General features: G+C 43.7%; 11 protein-coding genes. 6 read left to right on the top strand and 5 right to left on the bottom strand.

Features of this window, described 5'->3' with window-relative positions:
• Window positions 1-259: 259 nt before the first annotated feature.
• The 5 genes from glgP to BN8908_RS02095 all read right to left on the bottom strand — a co-directional run bounded on the left by glgP (window position 260) and on the right by BN8908_RS02095 (window position 11,404).
• Window positions 260-4,504: an alpha-glucan family phosphorylase gene (gene glgP / locus BN8908_RS02115; RefSeq protein WP_021987170.1), complete on the bottom strand. Its 4,245-nt coding sequence runs from the start codon at window positions 4,502-4,504 to the stop codon at window positions 260-262.
• A gap of 161 nt (window positions 4,505-4,665) precedes the next feature.
• The gene (locus BN8908_RS02110; RefSeq protein ID WP_021987171.1) at window positions 4,666-6,024 is read right to left on the bottom strand and encodes a glycoside hydrolase family 57 protein; all 1,359 of its coding nucleotides are present in this window, start codon (window positions 6,022-6,024) and stop codon (window positions 4,666-4,668) included.
• 67 nt (window positions 6,025-6,091) lie between these two features.
• Window positions 6,092-7,378 (bottom strand): glycosyltransferase family 4 protein, encoded by a 1,287-nt coding sequence (locus BN8908_RS02105; protein ID WP_068688704.1) that lies wholly within the window; start codon window positions 7,376-7,378, stop codon window positions 6,092-6,094.
• Between the two features lie 30 nt (window positions 7,379-7,408).
• The gene (locus BN8908_RS02100) at window positions 7,409-9,379 is read right to left on the bottom strand and encodes an amylo-alpha-1,6-glucosidase (RefSeq protein ID WP_068688703.1); all 1,971 of its coding nucleotides are present in this window, start codon (window positions 9,377-9,379) and stop codon (window positions 7,409-7,411) included.
• Between the two features lie 39 nt (window positions 9,380-9,418).
• Window positions 9,419-11,404, bottom strand: a complete 1,986-nt coding sequence (locus tag BN8908_RS02095) for an alpha amylase C-terminal domain-containing protein (RefSeq protein ID WP_068688702.1) — start codon at window positions 11,402-11,404, stop codon at window positions 9,419-9,421.
• 877 nt (window positions 11,405-12,281) lie between these two features.
• On the opposite strand from BN8908_RS02095, the gene BN8908_RS02090 reads away from it, so the two are divergent.
• The 6 genes from BN8908_RS02090 (at window position 12,282) to BN8908_RS02065 (ending at window position 21,040) form a co-directional block, all read left to right on the top strand.
• Window positions 12,282-15,053 carry a TonB-dependent receptor gene (locus BN8908_RS02090; RefSeq protein ID WP_068688697.1) on the top strand — a complete coding sequence of 924 codons (2,772 nt, stop codon included), beginning with the start codon at window positions 12,282-12,284 and terminating at the stop codon, window positions 15,051-15,053.
• Between the two features lie 58 nt (window positions 15,054-15,111).
• Window positions 15,112-16,392: a DUF4876 domain-containing protein gene (locus BN8908_RS02085; RefSeq protein ID WP_021987177.1), complete on the top strand. Its 1,281-nt coding sequence runs from the start codon at window positions 15,112-15,114 to the stop codon at window positions 16,390-16,392.
• A 5-nt stretch (window positions 16,393-16,397) separates the two neighbouring features.
• Window positions 16,398-17,924, top strand: a complete 1,527-nt coding sequence (locus BN8908_RS02080; protein ID WP_068688695.1) for a DUF6850 family outer membrane beta-barrel protein — start codon at window positions 16,398-16,400, stop codon at window positions 17,922-17,924.
• 187 nt (window positions 17,925-18,111) lie between these two features.
• The gene (locus BN8908_RS02075; protein ID WP_021987180.1) at window positions 18,112-18,993 is read left to right on the top strand and encodes an ABC transporter ATP-binding protein; all 882 of its coding nucleotides are present in this window, start codon (window positions 18,112-18,114) and stop codon (window positions 18,991-18,993) included.
• 21 nt (window positions 18,994-19,014) lie between these two features.
• Window positions 19,015-19,686 (top strand): hypothetical protein, encoded by a 672-nt coding sequence (locus tag BN8908_RS02070; protein ID WP_068688692.1) that lies wholly within the window; start codon window positions 19,015-19,017, stop codon window positions 19,684-19,686.
• Between the two features lie 145 nt (window positions 19,687-19,831).
• Window positions 19,832-21,040 (top strand): DUF4857 domain-containing protein, encoded by a 1,209-nt coding sequence (locus BN8908_RS02065; RefSeq protein ID WP_068688691.1) that lies wholly within the window; start codon window positions 19,832-19,834, stop codon window positions 21,038-21,040.
• Window positions 21,041-21,090: the final 50 nt, after the last annotated feature.

The raw sequence follows: 21,090 nt of genomic DNA, 5'->3' as shown, positions 1-21,090 counted from the left end.
GGGATTAGGAGATTCCTTAATTTTACAAATATAAACTAAAATACATATACTCCAATAACTTTATTTATACAATTATAATCAAATAACTATACATTGGTAAATATTCCATTCAGTGATACACATAAAAATGTCATGCTGAACTTTGCCGGTAATTTTTTGTTTTATGGAAAAAATAAAAACGAGGTCCCTTTTCAGGGATCTCGTTTTAATGTGAAAAGCAGGCTTGATTAAACTGCTTTATTATTGTATCTGCACCGGATTACAGCCATTTTACTAAGGCGAAATCCTGACGGTGAGGCAGTAACGGATTTTTCGGATAAATACGCAATGCCAGATTGAGTACTCCCGGAGCATCGGCTGTCACATCGATATGATAAACAGCTTTTCCATCCTCCTGGGATACCGGTGTAAAATCGTGTTTCTCGCGAATCACCAGCTTGTCGTTATGTTGTTCGGCAGCTACCAGTTCCACACCTACATCTTCCATGGAAAGATCTCCGATTTCCAACGTCACTTTCCCCCAATACGATTTTCCGAGAGCGATAATCTGCTTGGAACGGCTCGGGATATCGAGGCTTACAATTTCAATGTTATCCCACTCCTGACTGACTTTTTTCTTCCAGGTTGCAATGTCCGTAGCCATGGCGAAATTATCGGCAATCATCTGATGATACCGTTCGGACATCGGAATATAGTATTGATTTTCGTAGTCGATCAGCATCCGGTTTGTGGTAAAATTAGAAGCCACTTTAGCGATCGTATTTTTGATGTAGCTGATCCAGCGCGGTGACATGCCGGCTGCATTCTTATCGTAGAACAAAGGAGCGATATCGTCGTCGATGATGTTATATATCATTTCAGAATCGAGTTCATCCTGATAAGCCTGGTTTTCATACGTCCGCTCCATCGGCAACATCCATCCGGCATCCGGACGATACCCTTCTACCCACCAGCCGTCGAGTACACTGAAATGCATAACGCCGTTCATGGCGGCTTTTTCCCCACTGGTACCGGAAGCTTCCTGGGGACGGGTAGGCGTATTCATCCATACATCCACCCCTTGTACCAGATTCTTCGCTAAATCCATATCGTAATTCGGCAAAAACAACACTTTACCGATGAATTTCGGATGTTTGGAGATTTCCACAATCCGTTTTATCAGATCCTGTCCTGCTTTATCGGCCGGATGCGCTTTACCGGCAAATATAAACTGTACCGGATGTTTCGGATTATTCACGATCTCATCCAGGCGGTCCAGATTCCGGAACAACAGATGAGCCCGTTTATAGGTAGCAAAGCGACGGGCAAAACCGATTGTAAGGATATCGTCACGCAATGTATCGTGAATCTCGATCACCTGACGCGGTGTAAAATAAGAAGCTGCCACGCCATTGGTCAGCATATGCTTGATATGGTCGATCAGACGCTTGCGCAAACTGTTACGCACCTGGAATACCGTTTCGTCGGGCACTTTATAGATTTCCTCAAAGCAACTCTTATCGTAATGGTGTGTCTGGAAAGCCTCTCCGAATATACGGGATTCGATCTTCTTCCATTCCGGAGCCGTCCATGTCGGATAGTGTACTCCGTTGGTTACATAGCTAATGTGCAATTCTTCCGGGAAATAACCGGGCCACAAGCCTTTGAAAATATCCCGGCTTACCTCACCGTGCAACCAGCTTACGCCGTTTACTTCCTGCGACAAGTTGGCCGCCAGGAAGCTCATCGAAAACTTCTCGTTCGGATCGGCTACATTGATCTTACCCAGTCCCAACAACTGCTCCCAACTGATTTTCAATCGATCGGCATAATGGGAAATGTAAGTACGCAACATGTTTTCAGAAAAAGCATCGTGTCCGGCAGGCACAGGCGTATGGGTCGTAAACAAAGAAGACGAACGGACAACCTCCATGGCTTCTGCAAACGACAGATTCTGTTCCGTAATATACTCTTTCAAGCGTTCGAGTCCGGTAAAAGCCGCATGTCCTTCATTGCAATGATAAGTCGAAGCTTCAATACCCAGTTTACGCAATGCCTGAATACCACCGCATCCCAGCAATAACTCCTGTTTCAGACGGTTTTCCCAATCTCCGCCGTACAAATGGTGTGTAATGGAACGGTCTTCCTGTAAATTATCCTCAAAATCGGTATCCAACAGATAAAGCTCAATCCGGCCCACATCTACCCGCCACATCCGGGCATATACGTTACGTCCCGGAAATACCAGGCTGACGGTCAACCAATTTCCGTCTTTATCCCGCACCGGCGTTACGGCAATCTTCATAAAATCCTGCGCCTCGTATTCGGCTTCCTGATCCCCCATTGCCGATAATTTCTGGGTAAAATAACCGTATCGGTACAACAGGCCGACAGCCGTAATTTTAGTGCCTTTATCACTGGCTTCTTTCAGATAGTCACCGGCCAGGATTCCAAGCCCTCCTGAATAAATCTTAAGGGAAGTATGCAAACCGTATTCCATACTGAAGTATGCGACTCCGGCCCCGCTCATATTCTCTTTAGCAGCCATATACGCCTTAAAATGCTCGTACACCGTCTGTAATTTACCCACAAATACCGGGTCATTTTCCAATTCTTTGTAACGGCTCAACGAAATCTTATCCAGCAAAGCAATCGGATTGTGACCGCAAGCCCGCCACTGGTCGATATCGATACTCCGGAAGAGTTCCCGGGCTTCATCATTCCAGCACCACCAAAGATTTTTCGCCAGTTCCTCGAGAGCTATCAGTTTTTCGGGTATCGAGCGATGAATCATCACACTCACCCAATGCGGGGTATTTACCGAAAGTTGTTTTTCTATATAAGAAACCTGCTCATTGACCGTAGCCGGCATATCTTTCAACCGGTCGTTTACACGATTCAAGGCAATCTCATACGCTTTTTTATAATATATGATCAGGTTATCCCACAAAGCAATCCGCGAAACATCCTTTGCATTCTCCTTATTATTCAATACCTCCTGACCACTTTGCAGGCTATATGATTTAATCCGTTCTGCAATTGCATCGATAACGGTATCGCTGTTTCCGTCTTCCCGGTGAATAACGTCTATCCCGGGATGATCCATATTGTAATGTTCTTTTACCCACAAACCGAAACCGGCCAAAGTCGTCGTAATCGTCGGCACTTTAAAGGCAAGGCTCTCAAGCGGAGTATATCCCCACGGTTCATAATAAGAAGGGAATATCGTCAAATCCATTCCAATCAGCAAATCGTAATAAGGCATATTGAAAATACCGTCGTCTCCGTTCAGATAACTCGGCACAAAGAATACTTTCACCATATCTCCTTCCCCGTTATACAATTTCTGCATCCGGATATTGTTCAGCACAGGATCGTGCATCGGATCGGTGAGGTAATGCGTAAGATAAGGATCGCCTACATTTACCGGTGAATTCGGAGTTTCCATATTGTGCTGCAAGTCCTTATTCGGACCGTTTTGTCCGGCAGGCACCAATACAAATGCCAAGACTTCCCGGCTTGTCCCGTGCTTCCGGTTCAAACGCCCCAAGGCTTCGATAAATACATCTATTCCCTTATTTTTAAACTCATACCGGCCGCTGATTCCGACAATCAAGGCATTGTCCGCCACCGGACGCCCCAATATGGCTTGGGCCACCTGCAAAAATTTTTCCCGGCCGGCTTCTCTTTTCTTCTCAAATTCAGAATCTTTCGGGGTAAATACGTTTTCAAATCCGTTCGGAGTAACAATATCTACCTCTTTATCCAGAAAATAAGCACATTCCGTCGCCGTAATTTCACTTACAGTCGTAAAACAATCCGCATTTTGGGCAGCGGTTTTTTCCAACGACTGTTTGGACACGACATTAAAGCGTCTGGCCAGTTCTTCCGGCACGTAATTTTTCATCTCACTGTACAACGGCAAGTTATTTCCCGCCACACAACGTCCCAATACTGTAGCATGAGTTGTAAACACACAACCCACTTGCGGCATGGCATATTTCAGATACAACAAACCGGTTCCTGTCATCCATTCGTGGAACTGCGCAATAATCCGCTGCCGCATCGTCGTATTGAAACGTACAAAACTTTCAATCACTTTTCCCGAAGCATACCCGAAAAGTGCCGGTTCGATATAATCCCACTGTCCGCTGATGGAGTCCAACTTATATTTTTCCCAGAAAGAAGAAAATATCGCATCTTTTTGTGTAATAAAAGTCGTAAAATCAACCAAAATCACGATCGGTTGGCCGGCCACATTCCAGCGTCCCACCTTGATACGCAACCCCTCCTGGGCCGCTCTAAGCCGCCAGGATCTGAACAAACGGGGATCATCGATAAATTCCGGATTCTGTTCCGTATATCTCCACACATCCGGACCGATTAAAATATGGCTGTTGCTGTATTCTTTCACCATATTCAATGCTTTCGTCGAAATCACGGTATGTATTCCTCCGACCTTATTACAAACTTCCCAACTTACCTCAAACAAATAGGCAGGATTCTTTAATTTATTGTTATCCATAATATTATATTTTACTTCAAGTGAGCGCAAAGGTATAAAAAAATAATTTTTGAACCACAAATCACGACTGAAAAGGAAGCTTAAAAATAGAAGCCAAGGAATAAGCGGCCTTACAGCCTTCTCATTCCCTGGCTTCCCCTATATCTCCCTTCAACTCATTCTCACTTTTTCTTCGTCTTTTTTACTTCAGATTCTACTTTTTTACCCGTCGTTTTCCGGGTTGTTTTTCCTTCCTCTTTTTTTACAGTTGCCGCTTTCTTCGTCACTTTGGCAGCCTGCGGCTCTGCCACTTTTTTAGCTACCGCCTTTGCCGGTTTCCCCTTCTTCTCGTCTTCCTCATCAACCCGGGCAATAAAATCACTCAATACATTCATGTAATTGATAAATGCCTCATAAGGTGAATCGTAAGGCGTAAAGTACTGATGCACAATTCCGTCGGCAAACAGTTTGGTACACATATAGTAAAAATGATCGCTGGCTTGCAGGCACTTGTAATCGTCGTTCAAAACCGGATCTTTCAACGCTTCTACCTTATGACGTATTTTGTACAATTCTTCAAAAGCTTCCATCTGTAATTCATTTCCCAGCCAAGCTGTCAGATCCCGTTCTTCATCCGCCCAGGAAATTGCAAAAGGAACGTGCAAAGGAGCCACCGGTAAATGTTTGGCAACCACTTCACGGGGTGTTAGAAATTCGAATGAACCGGTCGATAATACCTGTTCCGGCAAATTATATATAAAATCGAAAATTCCGGTATCAGAACTCTGATGTTCGCCCAAAGTCTCATAATCCATAAACAGATTGACAACATCGTCATCCTTTACAGCCTCACTCAGCCAACCGGTATATTTATCAGCACTCAAAGGCCATTCACTCCAGGATTTATCAGAAAAACGAAATGCTATATCATCGCTCAACCGGAAATTTTTCAACAATAATTTCAATTTAGGATTCAAGGCATTCGTATAGACATAATTAGGACTCTTCCAACCGAGAATATGTTTGGCTCCTTCGGTCAACATCGTCGTATATCCCATATGCGCTACCATTTCTCCGATCTTGTCCGAATATACCAACTCCGTATTCCGGAAGGTCACAGGGGTATAACCGAACAGTTTTTTAATCAGGTCGGCATGCATCTTTACCTGCAATTTGAATTCTTTCTCATCCACTAAACTTGCCAGAGAATGTGAATAAGTTTCGGCCAGAAATTCTACACATCCGGTTTTTGCCAATGCCTTAAAACTATCGATCACTTCCGGCGCGTATTTCTCGAATTGTTCGATTGCCAAACCGGATATGGAAAAAGTAACCTTAAAATTTTTTCCATATTTTTTTATCAGATCCAGCATCATCCTATTAGCCGGTAAATAACAGCGTTTAGCTACTTTTTGGGTAATAGTCCGATTGGCGAAGTCATCATAATATTCATGACTCTTACCGATATCAAAAAAGTGATATTTTTTTAAGCGTACCGGCTGATGAACCTGAAAGTACAAGCATAATGTCTTCTTATCCATAATATTATCAATTTATTGTTTATTTCGTATTGGTTCCCCCGTGATAAAAGCCTGTCTCCCTGTTGTTTTATTTCTTTACGTCTTCGTATATTTGCTTCAATAAATAAGCTGCATTTTCCCATTTCAGCGTATTTACTTCTTCCAAACCGCATCTTCCTGACATTTGCGATAATGCCGGATATTTCAGCAAACCGTAAATAGCATCTGCCAATGCGTCCACATCCCAGAAATCGACTTTCAAAGCATGTTTCAACACTTCCGCTACTCCGGATTGTTTGGAAATAATGGTCGGCACTCCGGAACGCATAGCTTCCAGCGGAGATATTCCGAACGGTTCGGAAACAGAGGGCATAACATATACGTCACTCTGAGCAAACATTTTCTGTACATCCTGTCCCCGGAGAAATCCCGTAAAATGAAAATGAGTAGCCATTCTCAATTTAGCGACCCTTCGGATGGAACGATTCATCAAATCCCCGCTTCCCGCCATTACAAAACGTACATCCGGATATGCCTTCAGTACTTTGTGGGCAGCTTCGATAAAATACTCCGGTCCTTTCTGATATGTGATACGTCCGAGGAAGGTAACGACTTTTTCCTTCACTCCGCGTTCCACATTCATATCTTTATACGACTGAAAATCAACAGCGTTATGTACAGTCACCACTTTTGCCGGATCTATTCCATAACGATTGACAACAATATTACGGGTCAGGTTACTTACTGTAATCACCCGATCGGCTGCAAGCATACCCTGACGTTCCAGATCAAACACCAACTGATTCACGTTTTCTCCGCTACGGTCGAATTCGGTAGCATGCACATGAATCACCAAAGGTTTTCCGGATACTTTCTTAGCAGCAATTCCGGCTGCATAAGTCAGCCAGTCGTGAGCATGTATAACATCAAACTGCTGCTGACGGGCGATAGTCGCAGCCACAATAGCATAACGGGCGACTTCTTCCATCAGGTTTGCCCCATATTTACCCGAAAATGTATACTTATTCTTAAAACCGATACGATTTTCCTGATGACCGGTTTTCAACTGCTCGTTCACTTCTCTCTCAAAACGTTCCGGATCCATGTATGGAATCAGGTTCGACCCGATCTCCATAAAATTGATATTCTTCCAGTATTCCTCGATATCGACAACGTCGAACAAAGCTTCTACATCACTTGCATTGATAATTCTGGCGGCGCTCTGATCCTCATCCCCACTGGCTTTCGGCATCACAAACAAAACCTCAACACCCTGCTTGGCAAGCCCTTTCGTCAATCCCAAACAGGCAGTTCCCAATCCCCCGGCAATATGAGGCGGGAACTCCCAACCGAACATTAAAACTCTTGTTTTCATATATTCCTGATTTCTGATAATTAACAACCTTTATTTCTTCTTTCCCTTCGAAGCGCCCTTCTCAAACTTATGGATCAACGCCAGTCCTCTGAGAATTTCCCCAACACTCCAGGCCTGCGAGATGCAACCGTTAGGTGCATAAGGAGGATTACCGTCATATACTTCCGACACGGAACATACACCGTACAGAGTCATGTCTTCCTCAAAGCCGGCAAGCAATTCTTTCGCCTTAGATGCAAAAGACGTGCCATACAGCCTGAAATTAGCCTCAATATACGGTCCCGTCAACCAAGGCCATACCGTTCCCTGATGATAAGCTTCGTCCCGATCGGGCTGGCTTCCGCCATACAATCCCTTGTAATTGGGATTTTTCGGCGACAAAGTACGTAAACCCCTCGGGGTCAACAACTCTCTCTTTACAACGTCCAGAATCTTCCGCTTCATTTCATCAGTCAGCATGGAATATTCCAACGAACAGGCAATGACCTGATTCGGACGTACGAATATATTTTGTCCCTCCTGGCTTACATAATCAGCCAGATACTCTTTTTCTTCGTTCCAGAATATTTTCAGGAAACTGTCTTTTATACGCTCGGGCATCTGTTCCCAGGCATTCACAAATTTCGTGTCTCCGGCCTCTTGTGCCAATTTTAAGGTATAGCAAACGGCATTATACCACAAAGCATTGATCTCAACCTGATAACCGCCTCTCGGAGTTACCGGACGTCCATTTACGATGGCATCCATCCAGGTCAATGCTTTACCGGGCTCATCCGCCCATATCAAACCGTTCTCATGCATCTGCACATAAGCATTGACTCCTGCACGATAGGCCGTCAGGATAGATTTCATCCTGGAACCGTAATTTTTCCAAATCAATGCCGTATCACCGATTGCCTCGCCGTATTCCTGCAATGCCTTAAAATACCACATCGGAGCATCTACGGAATTGTAGGCGGCATTCTTGCCTTTTCCGACATTCGGGAACAATCCGTTGCACAACTGACGCGACATGGTATCGAGTACGTCTTTACACGTCCTGGTATCCCCGGCAGCAGACAATGTTACGCCCGGCAAAGCGATAAATGTATCCCGTCCCCAGGCTCCGAACCACGGATAACCGGCGATAATCTCCGTATCTTTCCCCTCTTTTACGACAAACTGGGAAGCTGAATATTTCAAACAATTCACAAAACTGTTTCGGGGAGCACGGGCATCAACCAGCTTCTGAAATTTGCTCTTCAGCCTGCCCGTTGCTGCAGGTACGGTGGAAGCCGAGAAAATAATACTTTCCCCCTTCTTGATCGGTACTTCAAAATAGCCCGGTACAAATAAATCTTCCCGGAAGTCATATCCCCGGTTTTCTTCTTCCATATACTCGATATTCTTATACCAATCCGGGGTCGCAACAAACTCATTCCCCTTGCTCAACTGCATATGCAGGTAAGGGAAACCGTTATATAATTTAGAACGGATGCCGTTTTCTACCAACTCATATTTCGTATTGGCCATCATATTGGCCTTACACAGGCTATTCACATTGCGATATGCCAGGAACGGCTTCAGACGAAGTAAGGTTTCCGAATGGGCATCCACCAATGTATAACGGATAACGACCTGATCTTCATTATGCACCAGTACAATCTCTTTCTTCAAAACCACACCGCCGACCCTGTATGTCAGAGTATATACCGGCTCATATTCAAAATCAACAATATATTTATGTCCCCTGGGCTCATAATTACCCGGATATTTATGAATACCGAGATTAAAAGCCTGTCCGTGTTGTATCACAGTTTCATCCAGGGAAGACAATAACACGTGGTTCTCATTGTTGAACTCCTCGATAGGTACAATCAACAATCCATGATATTTTCGGGTATTACAGCAAATAATCGTGGAGGACATATAGCCACCCGCCCGGTTTGTTGCGAGAACCTCACGCTTCAGTGAATATTCCAGATTCACCAATTCATCTTTGTTAAATTTTAAATAGGCCATAATGAAATGATATCTTTTAATTTATTTTGATCTCGGTTATTAATCCTGTAATTTCAATACCAAAGCCGAACGGGCCGGTAAGTATATGCTCATCTGATTTCCGTCACTCTCATCATACAATGTAAAATGTGCTGTTTTCTTATCGATCCGGCCGAATCCGTCGAATAACGTATCGTCAGTATCCAGTACATCCACGTATTTCCCCGGCTGTGTCCCGAAACGGTAATCGGAAAAAGACCGGGTCGGATTGAAATTAAAGGCCAGTACCAGACTTCCTCTGGAAAAAATCAGAATTTGCCTCTCATTATCCCTCACCATCGGTTCCGGACGATACCGGAATATTTTCTCCTTTTTCACCAACTTCAACATGGCCTTATCGAAAGCATTCAGATAACGGTAACGCAAATTGTCATCATCGACCAGATGCCATAACCGGCGTGCATGTTCATAGCTCCAGCCATTCCCTTCCCGGGGAAAATCAATCCATTCCGGATGTCCCCATTCATTGCCCATAAAATTCAGATAACCGTCTCCGGCGGTTGTAATCGTCAGCAAACGGATCATTTTATGCAAAGCCATTCCCCGGTCGACTACCATATTCCGCTGAAACACATTCATCGAAGAATAGATTTCCTTATCCAGTAAACGGAACAAAATCGTTTTATCTCCAACCATCGCCTGATCGTGGCTCTCGGCATAACTGACCGTATGCTCGTCCGCCCGTTTATTCGTCATCTGATAAAACAAATCCCCCACATGCCACTCTTCATCCTTCTTATCCTCAATCAATTTTATCCAGTAATCCGGGACTCCCATGCTCATCCGGAAATCAAACCCGATCCCCTCCTCCTCGATCGGGGCTGCCAATCCCGGCATCCCGCTCATATCCTCCGCAATCGTAACAGCATTCTTGTTGATCTGATGTATCAGCCGGTTGGCCATTGTCAGGTAAATAATCGCATCCTCATCCTGATTCCCGTCATAATAATATTTATACTCCGTAAAATCCCGGCCTAACCCATGATCCCAATACAACATACTGGTTATACCGTCGAAACGGAATCCGTCGAAACGGTATTCCTCCTGCCAATATTTACAATTCGATAACAGGAAATTCAACACTTCATTTTTCCCATAATCAAAACAACGCGAATTCCAAAGCTTATGTTCACCCTGTTCCCCGGAATGGAAATACAGATCATATGCTCCGTCAAAACGACTCAATCCTTCCATCTCATTTTTTACGGCATGAGAATGGACAATATCCATAATCACGGCTATTCCCCGGCCATGTGCATCATCGATCAACCGCTTTAAATCCTCCGGTGTTCCGAAACGCGAACTCACCGCAAAAAAATTGGCCACCTGATAACCAAAAGAACCGTAATAGGGATGCTCCTGAACAGCCATCAATTGTATAGCATTATATCCCAAACCGGCCACCCGGGGCAGCACTTCATCCCGGAATTCTTCAAAGGTGGAAACACCCGGCTTTTCAGTACTCATTCCGACATGAGCCTCATAGATCAATGGATTTTTCAACTTTTTCGAAAAGTCATTCTGCCATTCATACACATGTTCAGGATACCATACCTCTGCCGAAAAAATCTTAGTCTGTTCGTCCTGCACAGCCCGGGTTGTATGACTCGGCAAACGTTCCCCATATCCTCCGTCCCACTCTACCCACAAACGGTATTTCATGCCATGCCGGAGCTGCCCGTCAACCAACGCAATCTCCCAATTTCCATTTCCGACAGGATACAAACGAAATTCTTCTTTCTTCTGCCAATCCGTAAAATCTCCGATCAGATAAAGAGCAGTCGCGTGCGGAGCCCATTCCCGAAAAACCCATCCCCCTTCTGTCCGATGCAAACCATAATACAGATATGAATTAAATGTATCCGCCAATTTCCGTTTTCCTTCGGTAAAACCAATCTCACGCAACACAAAGTTTTCATAACGCTTCCTGATTATGTTACGAAAGGGCTCAAGCAAAACATCTCGATCGGCAAAACTACATTTCATTTTTTTATCTGATAATTATATTCAAACTGTTTTATCAACCCATGGGTTCTTTTTAAAATAATTAAAAAAGATACACCATCTTTGACAAACTTTTATCTGCATACAAAAGTAATACATTTATAATAATATCAATTCCAATCACTCAACTAATTACGAATTTATTCGCGCATACGTTTCCTATACCTCTTTTCAATCTGTTTTCACATTATTAACATATTATACGACACTATGAGTAAAAATAACATTTAATATACATCACATCCTGCATCGGCAAGATCTGAAGTGCATTCGCAATATAACATTTATTAGTTTTATTTGCAAATTTTAAGTGTATTTTTATGTGCAAAATTTCCCGAATATTTGACTTTGATGACAAATACTACATATCATACTTGTAAATCAAATTATTATACAAACAAAAGTATTAATGAATTTTTAATATAATTTTACACAAAATCACATTACAATTTCATCGTAATTTATTCACCACTTATTACTAATTAAAATAATAAGGTTAAAATTTGATTTATACAAACGGAAAATAAGTTCGAAAAGTTTCTTTTCCAAGTTCATTTTCCAGGTTTTTAAATCGTTTTAACATTCTTTGATTTAAGACTATTTTCTGTAAATCACCAGTAAAGTATTCTGAAACATTCAAATACTTATGTTCACCTGAAAGCAACACAAACACTCAACGCATCTGTTTTTCTTCCCCCGTCCTCTTCCTGTAAAATACCAATATATTAGGATTTCAGATTCTTTCCGTTTCAGTCACATTTGTATATCTATAAAATGAAAAAACGGTATGATACGGAAAATTACCAAAAGCTTGTCTGCAAAAGATAAACTCACCCAAACTCCGGTTTATAGGTAAAGTATGAAAACAAGTGTGAAAAAAATAATATTTATTCTGTTCTCCCTATTTATTGCGATATCGGTACAAGCACAAGCCGGAAAAGTCGTTTCCTTTTCCGGCCGGGTCGTATCGGCGCAAACCCAAGACCCTCTGGAGTCGGCTACATTACAACTCTACTCTGAGAAAGGCGTCTTTTTCGGTACGACGACAGATGTAAAAGGAATTTTCCGGGTAAAAATCCCCACAGGCAAATACCGGGTTACCGTTTCTTACATCGGTTATAATTCCCTGACCCGAAATATCGAACTCGTCCGGAACGATTCGGTTACATACCATTTAGCCCTTTCCACCGAAAATCTGGACGAAGTTATTGTTACGGCTACCGAAGCTAAAGGCAGCAGCAGTACTACAAAAATCGACCGGGAAGCGATGCAGCACCGGCAACCCACGAGTTTCGGAGACCTGTTATCTCTTTTGCCCGGCGGTATGTCCGCCGTTCCCGCAATCGGTTCGGCTTCACTGATCATCCTGCGGCAGGCAGGTACGGCAGGAGAAGACTATGACATCAGTTCCCTGGGGACCGCTTTCCTTGTCGACGGCCATCGTCTGGCAACGGATGCCAATATGCAAAAAGTCGTCCAGATATCCGGTTCCAGTACAGACAGTCACAGCGCACTGGAATTTGCCAATCGCGGAATAGACATGCGTTCCCTGTCGACAGACCAGATCGAAAGCGTCGAAATCGTCAGAGGCTTGGCCTCTGTAGAATATGGAGACCTGACCAGCGGTTTGGTAAAAATCAATCGCAAAAAGGGATTCACTCCCTGGGAAGCCCGCTTCAAAGCCGATCAATACGGGAAACTGTTTGCTTTAGGAAAAGGTATTGAGTTTAAAAATCGCCGGTTAAGCCTCAATGCAGGACTCGATTACACCGATGCCCGCCCCGACCCCCGGGATGCCTTCTCTTCTTACAAACGCCTGACGGCCTCCATCCGTTTAAATAAACAGTGGGACATTACCGGTTATCGGTTGTCCTGGTCAATGACCGGTGATTATACCGGTTCTTTCGACGATCGGAAATCCGATCCGGAAATTACAAAACAAAAGGAAGACCGTTATAAAGCTTCTTACAATGCCCTCTCATTAGGAAATACCCTGCGTGCTGATTATAATCACGATCAGACGATAAAATTTCTGGAACTGACAACATCCCTGAGTTCTCAGACAGACAAAATCAAACAAACCAAAGTCGTCCAGCTGGACCGGGACCGGACCGTTCCGAACTCGCTCGAAGCCGGAGAACACGACGGCTTGTTTCTCCCCTATAAATACACGGCCCATCTGCTGGTCGACGGAAAACCTTTCCGGGCTGCCGCCAAACTAAAAACCGGACTGTCTTTTTCCGGACAGCGCATAACCCACCGGGTTCTTCTGGGAACAGAGTGGAGTATGGATAAAAACTACGGCCGGGGACAAGTATACGACATCAACCGACCCTTAAATCCGACGACGGCCTTACGTCCTACCTCATTTAGGGAAATTCCGGCAGGACACAAACTGTCCCTGTTTGCCGAAGACAATATAAACCTTTCTTTCGGAGCTCATCTTTTCAGATTTACAGCCGGTGTACGGGGGCAAATGCAAATGAATCTGAACCGACGCTATCTGCTCCGGAATAAAATGTATTTCGATCCCCGGATTTCAGCCCAATGGCATTTACCCGCCATCGGTCCTAAAATAACTGCCGTATTATCCGGAGGCATCGGTTGGCAAACCAAAATGCCGACCTTACAACAATTACATCCCTATAAAATATATAACGACATCACTCAACTCAACTATTTCCATTTAAATCCGGACTACAGACGTATCAATATCCGGACGTATATTATTGATCCGACCAATTACGACCTCAAACCGGCCCGTAACCGCAAATGGGAAATTAAATCTGATCTTAGCTATGCCGGCAACAATCTGGTTGTCACTTATTTTCAGGAGGCTACACATTCCGGTTTCCGTTCATCTACCGAAGTCGCCCCTTACAGTTATAAAAAATACAACACCGACAATATCGATCCGAATGCCTTACAAGGACCGCCTGATCTGGCTGACTTGCAATGGCAAGCGGATACGATTCTGCAAAGCTACGGCAAAACCACAAACGGCAGTTCCCTGTTGAAAAAAGGAATAGAGTTCCAGTTCGTCTCCCACCGGATAGAAGTATTGAAAACCAAACTGACCGTCAACGGCGCCTGGTTTCATACTACCTACAAAAATAGCCGTCCCATGTATTACTCTGTAAGTAAAGTGATCAACAACGTCGCTCTCAACGATAAATACATCGGTTACTACAACTGGAACGACGGATCTGTAAAACAGCAGTTCAATACGACATTCATACTGGATACCCGACTGAAACAACTGGGACTGACACTTTCCACCTGGATCGAATGCATGTGGTTCAGCAGCTCGCGGCGAATGCGGCAAAACGGTGTTCCCACAGCTTATATGGACGTTACGGGTACCCTACATCCCTATACCGAAGCCGACAGGGAAGACATATATAAAAAATGGCTAGTCCGGGAATACAATGACGAGTTATTCAAAAAAACGACAGAACCGTTTTACATGTATCTCAATTTCAAAGCCAGTAAGGATTTCGGGAAATACCTGAATCTTTCACTTTTTGTCGATCGGATACTCGACTATACACCGAATTATGATTCAAACGGTTACACGATACGGCGTAACGTCAATCCCTATTTCGGTATGGAACTGAATTTCAGACTATAACAAAATAATATTACAAAATTAAAACTCAATTATATTGTTTAACTCAAAATAAATAAACATGAAAACACATTACTTAATGTTAGTATTTGCACTTCTTATCGGCTTTACAGCCTGTGACGACGACAAGAACAGTGTACCGCAAGTTACCGTCCCCATCAGTTTAAGTGCTCCGGACAGTGTACAAAATGCCGTAATTTCGAATGTAACGGCCACTCTGAAAAACATCACTACCGGCAAGGAATCGACCGTCGTTGCCGCCCCTAATAACGTAAGAGCCACAACAACGTTTGATTTTACCGTTACAATAGATGAAGGTCTGTATAACATTACAGTTGAAGGAGATATTGCCTATACCTTCCAGGACAAAGAATGGACCAGCAGAGTAAGAGGATACAAAGGGAACGTTCAATTGACAGGTAATTCAGGCAGTACGACACCAACTGTTGCGTTGGAAGGTTTTCTGTATACCGACAATACGACGACCGGAGGGGATTTTGTCATCGCCGAAATATTCTTTACCGGAACTGAAACTCCTGAAGGCAAGCAATACACCGGAGATAAATATTTTCGCATCTTTAACAATTCTTCCGACACCTTGTATGCCGACAGGCTGATGATCGCCGAATCCCAATTCCAAACCGTAAAAAAATACGATTATACACCGGATATCACAGCCAATGCCCTGGCTGTCCAAGCCGTATATGTCGTCCCAGGTAACGGTAAGGATTATCCTGTAGCTCCCGGCAAATCAATCCTGATCTGCGACAATGCCATTGATCATACCAAGGCCAATACCAACTCATTCGACCTGACCAAAGCCGATTTCGAGTGGTACGATGAGTCGAGCAATCCGAATTTCACGGATGTCAACAACCCTGATGTACCCGATATGGATAAATACTACTGTTACACCGCAACGATCTGGGGACCGCACAACCGGGGTTTCCATGCATATGCATTGGCTCGCCTAGGCGAAAACGAGACCAAAACCTCTTATCTGAAAAATTATGCACACGCCTACACCTACAACATGGTCATCGGAGGAAATACCTACCCCATGTCCGATGACGGATACAAAATCCCGAATAGTTGGATTTTAGACGCCGTCAATTGCAGTATCAAATCCGAATTTGTCTGGCTGGTAACCTCACCCTCGTTAGACCTGGGCTGGACTTATTGCGGAACAGTCGATAAAGATGCCAGCCGTTACGGTAAAAGCGTACGCCGGAAAGTGGAATCCATTACTGAAGACGGAAGGGTTATCTTAAAAGATACCAATAATTCCAGCGTAGATTTCGACGCAGAAGTAAAAGCCGATCCTTATTATGTGTTTAAATAAACCCGATGAACTTACGTTTTTTTCTATTTCTCATAATTCTAATAACCAATGAAGTCGGTCAGGCTCAAAATACCATTCCTAGCCTGGCCCGGGTGACAGAATATCTGTCACCCGTCCCCGATTTCACACCCCTGGCCACATTAAATCCCGCCCTTCAATATTACCATTACGAATATTCGCATACCGAACTGTCACTGACCGGGAATTACCGGAAAGCCGATCGGGCGCAAATTATGCAAGAGGGTAACGGCTGGAAAGGTTTTCATATTCAGGCCCGTTCGTGGAACAAATTAAACAACAATTCCTGCGTATGGGGAGAAGCTCTGTATCAAAACGGCCGGACCGCCAATGTCCGCTGGAACGAAACGTCCGACTTCCAAACCGTCTATCCTTATATCATGGCGGACACAATAGGAGGTGACCTGCAATCCGAAACATACCGTTTTCAAGGGGGATATGCCCGGGATCACCGCCATTTCACCTGGGGAGCGGTACTTGCTTACAAGGCCATTATGGAATATCGGAAAAAAGACCCACGTCCCCGCAACATCGTTTCGGACCTGGATATCAAAGCAGGAATCGCATGGAAAATCGGTGGAAATTATGTCGTTGGTACTTCTATCCGGGCCCACAAATACAAGCAGACCAACAACGTCAGATTTTTCAGCGAACTGGGAGTATACGAAGTCTATCACATGACCGGACTCGGCATGAATTATGTCCGTTTTTCCGGTACGAACAACAACACTTATTACAAAGGTCATACATTAGACGGAAGTATCGAACTCTATCCCCGGACAAAGCAAGGAATATCGCTTTCTGTTCGTTACGATCGCTTTACTTTCGAAAAGATATTGTCCGACCTGAACAATTTACCCCTGAATAAAGTCACAGAAAACGACTTACAGGGAGAAGCCGGCTGGCAACACCGGTACGGTTTACAATACTGGGGCATCCGGTTATCCGGTCGTATCAAAAAACGCAAAGGCACTGAAAATCTGTTCGGTGATCCGGTAAGCAATGCTTACCCGCAAATCGGTAAGGTCGAACAATATACCGACCGGCAAATCGAAGCCAATGTCATCCTGCTTTATGAAAACAGGCAAAAAACACGATTCGGATGGAATATCCGACCTACCGCAGGCTACCGTAAAATCAAAGAAAGTTATCTTTCTCCGGCACGGCAGATGATATACGACGAAATAAATGCAGGACTGCAATTACAAACCGTCCACATCTTTGGGAAAGCCTGCCTGCTGCATCTTACGGCCACGGGTACACATTTCCAAAACCTGAGTTCCGATCTACAGTTAAACTCACTGGATGACAACCACAAACTCAATGAAATGTTATACAGCAATTACGAAATGTTAAGTTCCAACCGAACGACCCTTGCTTTATCCGCCCGCTGTGATTACAGCGGCTGGCTCAACAATAAAACCGTATTCACTCAGATACAATGGCAATACAATCGATGGAAATCCGATATAAAATCCGACTATTTCTCGGTTTCATTAGGGATCATATTATAGAGAAATTGCAGATTTCAGACGGAAAGATAAGATTGAAAAATCAGTGTGTCAGATGGAAAAGTTTCAATTACCCAACAGACTCACTTTACCGAAATATCAAAATATGAGAATCAGAACAGCTTATACCGATAAAATTTACAGTCTGAAATTCTTACAGACTTTGTGACTTATAATTAAAATAAATACAATGGAAAACGTGATCGAATGTAAAAACCTCACTCATTACTACGGTAAAAGGTTGATATATGATAATTTAAGCTTTAACGTTCCTCGCGGGCGTATTCTCGGTTTACTGGGAAAAAACGGCACCGGAAAAACCACAACTATCAACATACTCAGCGGTTACCTGCAACCCCAAGCCGGAGATTGTCTGATTTTCGGAGAAAACATCCGGCAGATGAATCCGCTTACCCGCCGGAGAATCGCCTTACAATTAGAAGGACATGTACAATACACTTTTATGAACATCGAGCAAATCGAAAAGTTCTATGCTGCTTTCTATCCGAAATGGGATCGGGCTGCTTATTATGAGTTAATGAAAAAACTGAAAGTCGCTCCCCGCCAAATGATTTCCCGTATGTCCTGCGGTCAGCGGTCACAAGTTGCACTCGGCCTGATTCTGGCACAAAATGCCGACCTTCTGATTCTGGATGATTTTTCCCTGGGCCTGGACCCGGGCTACCGCCGGTTGTTCATCGACTATCTCAAGGAATATGCCAAAGCCGAAGAAAAAACCGTTTTTCTAACCTCTCACATCATTCAGGATATGGAAAAACTCGTCGACGACTGCATTATCATGGATTACGGTCATATTCTGCTGCAAATGCCAGTGACGGAACTATTGCAAACTTTTCATAAATACACCTTCCGGACCCCCGTTTCCGAACTCCCGGAAAACCCGAAATTATACCATCCGACAGTCATCAGAAACGAGGCCGAAGTATACTCCTTCCAAGCAATCGGATACGTAAAAGAATGGCTATATCAACATCAGATTCAGCACGAAAATTTATCCTCCACTCTGTTAAATCTGGAAGATACCTTTATCGGACTGACCGGAAAATATTAATCACATTTACATCTCATTAGTATGAAAAAAGCAATATTTATAAAGGAATGGATCAAAATGCGGATATTCTGGCTGATAGCCACAGTTGCCGGATCGGGCTTTATCGGCTACGCATTGTTTCAAATATACCGGATCACTCAATTTAAAGGAGTGGGACATGTATGGGAAATACTATTACAGAAAGACACCGTCTTTATCGATCTGCTTCAATACCTTCCCCTGTTTATCGGAATATTGGCAGGTATTGTGCAATTCGTACCTGAAATGCAAATGAATCGGCTGAAATTGACTCTCCACCTGCCTTACTCACATCTGCGAATGATTCTCATGATGCAGTGTATCGGATTCATGATGCTGATGTCACTCTTCATTCTGCATTACTTATTATTAGGCGGATATCTATATACAATCCTTGCATCGGAACTGGTTTCCCGTATCCTACTGACAACTTTACCCTGGTATATGGCCGGTCTTGTAGCTTACCTGTTGACTGCCTGGTTATGTCTGGAACCCACCTGGAAAGGCAGAGTCATCAATGCAATCATTACCGCAGCAACACTAAGGCTCTTTTTCCTATCCGATATTCCGGAAGCCTATAATCCGATGATTCTGATATTACTTATACTTACGGTATGTGTCGTCGGTTTTCCCTGGTTATCGGTACTACGTTTCACTGCCGGAAAACAAGATTGACCAGCTCCGGATTATGACTAAAACTCAATTCAATATCTGATTCAACATTTATACCTGATTTACGATTCTTCTCTTTACAGAAAAAGATTGCGGAATCAATCTAAAATCGTAAATCTGTAATCAAAAATCTAAATATGCATTTATCATGACTAAATTCAGCAAAATCATATTATTCATCCTAATTACTGCTCTTTCGGCATGGTTACTCCCTTGGAGCTATCGTTTCGCAACAGTCCGTCCGGACTCTTATCCTTTTACTTTATACAGTCCGATTGTACATTCTTTTGCCTTTCCGGATTACGCTAACGGGAAAGTCGAATACAAAGATGTTTTGGGACGTACCTATTCAGAACATCAATTCGACAGCATATTGCCCACATTCTACTATCGTCAATTATTATCCGACGGACGTTTACCGGCAACGATCGAAGGTATTCCGGTTGACGGCCGCTCCATACAACGCGAATACTTCATATTCCGGAGCAACACCACCCATATCAACACCGCAAAAACGCCGCTTTATCCCCTGCTCGAAGCAATGCCCGAACGGGTCGACCTGGAAATGCCCGACGACGTATTCCGGATGACCGACCGGATGGAATTTGTCGAAATGGCTACCAATCGGATACGGGAAGAAAAAAGCGGACATTTTACCCGCGCACTGCAAGAAAAAGGCTTTACTTTTCCCGCGCGTATCGTTGCCGGCAATCCGACAGCCCGCAAGGACTACGACGAAGGTTATCTTATTACAGATCGTAATCATCGCTTATTCCATGTTAAAAAACTTCGGGACCGTCCCTACGTACGCCCTATCGAAATTCCGGTGGAAATACATCCGCAACACTTGTATGTCACCGAATATCCCGGCCGGCATTACCTCGGCTTTCTCACGGACGATCAAAACCGGTTCTACGTTCTCGAATCGGGAAGCTATAAACTTCAACAATTACCTATTCCGGGCTTCGACCCCCAAACAGAAGATATGATGATTATCGGAGATGCTTTTTACTGGACGATCCGGATCAGCGGAAAAAAAAGCGAAAAGATATATGCCGTAAATCCCCGGAATTACAACCTACAGGACAGTTTAAACATAGCACACCGGGAACAGGTTAGCACAGAAATCGCACAATACCTTTTCCCTTTTCAATTGTCGTTCACCTCTTACGAAGACCGCTTTGTCACCCCCAGGATTTCGGATATCTCTTACAAAGCACTGGTTCTTAATTTCGGATTAGCCGTTATCTGTCTTCTGATCTGTCCCGGAAAATTCCGGTTTCGTTTGAAAAACGCCGTGATACTATGTATCTTGGGACTGTTCGGGTTAATTCCCTTATTCCTTCGGAAAAAATAAATACCAAGTGAAAAAAACGGTTTAACAATTTACGATTCTTTGATTAACTC

Source organism: Culturomica massiliensis, assembly GCF_900091655.1.
GTDB lineage: Bacteria > Bacteroidota > Bacteroidia > Bacteroidales > Marinifilaceae > Culturomica > Culturomica massiliensis.
Note: the sequence above shows the minus strand (reverse complement) of the source record. Positions and strands in the feature narration are given on the sequence as shown.